Here is a 2,153-nt window from a genome sequence, read left to right as displayed (position 1 = left end):
GGCTGGCCGGCCGCCGTGGCGGCGGGTGGGGCCGCGGTCGGCACCGTCGCAGGCGCCGGCGTGCTCGCAACGGGGGGTGGCGGCGCCTCCCCGGGGCGGGCGACCCACACCCCGATGCCGATCACCGCGACGAGCAGCACCGCGAGCACCGCGACAAGACGACGGTCGAGCTTCATGCAGACTCCGGCCTCACCCCCGGGGGCCACGGCCCGGGACTCGGCCCGCAGCAGCCCTCATCCCTTCCGATAGACGCCGCGGGCGAGGTTTTCCAGCGCCTGCCGCAAATCCCCCTCCGGCAGCGCCTCCAGCCGGGCGCGGACGCCGGTCGGCACGGGGGCGTCCGGGCGGGCCGGAGCGACCGACGGGCGGGCACCGCCGGCGGCCTGCTGGACGAAGCGCAGCCGTTCCACCGTGACGCGGCCGAGATGGCCGTTGATCCGCCCGATCAGTTCCGGCGCGAGGTGCTGCAGCTCCATCGCCACCGGCCCGGCGCAGGCCAGGGTGAGCGTGCCGGCGGACAGGCGCAGCGGCGAGGTCACCGCGGCCAGGGCGGGCCCGACGATCTGCGCCCAATCTGCCAGCACCTGCGCCCCGCCGGGGCTGCGCTTGCGGAAGGCCGGGCGGGTCACGCCCGGGATCAGGGCCCCGAGCGGCAGCGGGGCTCCCGGGAATCGCCTGCCATCCCCATCCTTCGCCACGCGTGACCCCTCCCCGTCCAACACGCGGGCCGGCCCGGACCGCTGGGGCCGAGGCCCCTCCGGCCGCCGCGCCGCCCGCCGCCGACCTGCTCGCCTGGTACGACCGCCACCGGCGCGTTCTGCCGTGGCGCCATACCACGGGACGGCCGGACCCGTACCGCGTCTGGCTGTCGGAGGTCATGCTGCAGCAGACCACCGTCGCCGCCGTCGGGCCGCGCTACGGGCGCTTCCTCGCGCGGTTCCCCGACGTGCAGGCGCTCGCCGCGGCGCCGTGGGAGGCGGTGGCGGAGGAATGGGCCGGCCTCGGCTACTACGCCCGCGCCCGCAACCTGCATGCCGGGGCGAAGGCCCTGGCGGCGGGCGGCTTCCCCGCCACGGTCGAGGGCCTGCGCGCCATTCCGGGCATCGGGGCCTACACCGCGGCCGCGGTCGCCGCGATCGCCTTCGGCGTGCCGGTGGTGCCGACCGACGGCAATGTGGAGCGCGTGGTGGCGCGCACCCATGCCGACCCTTCGCCCCTGCCGGCGGCGAAGAAGCGGCTGGACGCGCTGGCGCAGAGCTGGATGTCGCAGCCGGCGGCCCGGGCGCGGCCCGGCGACTTCGCCCAGGCGCTGTTCGACCTGGGCGCCACGGTCTGCACCCCGCGCCGCCCGGCCTGCGCGCTGTGTCCCTGGAGGGACGCCTGCGCCGCCCGCCGCGCCGGCATTCAGGAGGACCTGCCCCGCAAGGCCCCAAAGCCGGATCGCCCGACGCGGCACGGCGTGCATTTCCTGGCGCGCGACCCGGCGGGCCGCCTGCTGGTGCGGCGCCGGCCGGAACGCGGCCTGCTCGGCGGCATGCTGGAGATTCCCGGCACGCCCTGGCGCGACGCACCCTGGACGACGACCGAGGCCGCGCCCCACGCCCCCCTGCCCGGCCCGCGCTGGTCGGCCGTGCCGGGCGAGGCGCGGCACGGCTTCACGCATTTTGAACTCCGCATGGTGCTGATGGCCGCCGCCATCCCGGCCGGCCCGGCGCCGGACGGCTTCGCCTGGATGGCGCCGGATGCGGCGCGCGCAGCCATGCCGACCGTGATGCGCCGCCTGCTGGACCTGCTGGACAGGCCGGCGCAACCGGTGGATGAAGCGGCCGACCACCCCTGAAGGAGACGCCCATGGCCCTCGCCCTTGCCCGCGCCGTCCTGGCCCGGCGCGCCGTGCTGCGCTCCGCCGGGCTGGTGCTGCTCGGCTCCTGGCTGCTGGCGGCTTCGGCGCAGGTGACGGTGCCGATGTGGCCGGTGCCGGCCACGCTGCAGAGCATGGTGGTGCTGCTGCTCGGTGCGGCTGGCGGCCCGGGCCTCGGCGTCGCGGCGGTGGCGGCCTACCTGGCACAGGGCGCGGCGGGGCTGCCCTTCTTCGCCGGCGGCGCAGCCGGGCCGGCGGTGCTGGCCGGGCCGACCGCGGGCTACCTGCTGGG

The 2,153-nt window shown here is 77.8% G+C and carries 3 protein-coding genes; 2 read left to right on the top strand and 1 reads right to left on the bottom strand.

From position 1 onward, the window contains the following. Positions 1–233: 233 nt before the first annotated feature. Positions 234–698 carry a DUF721 domain-containing protein gene (locus OZN99_RS30240; protein ID WP_270938918.1) on the bottom strand — a complete coding sequence of 155 codons (465 nt, stop codon included), beginning with the start codon at positions 696–698 and terminating at the stop codon, positions 234–236. A gap of 179 nt (positions 699–877) precedes the next feature. Between OZN99_RS30240 and OZN99_RS30235 the strand changes: the two genes are divergently transcribed. Both OZN99_RS30235 and OZN99_RS30230 read left to right on the top strand, forming a co-directional pair. After that, on the top strand, positions 878–1,840 hold the full coding sequence (locus tag OZN99_RS30235; RefSeq protein WP_408611982.1) for an A/G-specific adenine glycosylase: 963 nt from the start codon (positions 878–880) through the stop codon (positions 1,838–1,840). Positions 1,841–1,851: 11 nt separating this feature from the next. Next, positions 1,852–2,153: biotin transporter BioY (locus OZN99_RS30230; RefSeq protein ID WP_270938917.1), on the top strand; the 302-nt coding region annotated here is incomplete at its 3' end.

The organism is Falsiroseomonas oryzae (genome assembly GCF_027856955.1).
GTDB classification, from domain to species: domain Bacteria; phylum Pseudomonadota; class Alphaproteobacteria; order Acetobacterales; family Acetobacteraceae; genus Falsiroseomonas; species Falsiroseomonas oryzae.
The sequence above is the reverse complement of the archived record's forward strand: the minus strand, read 5'-3'. Positions and strand labels throughout refer to the sequence as shown.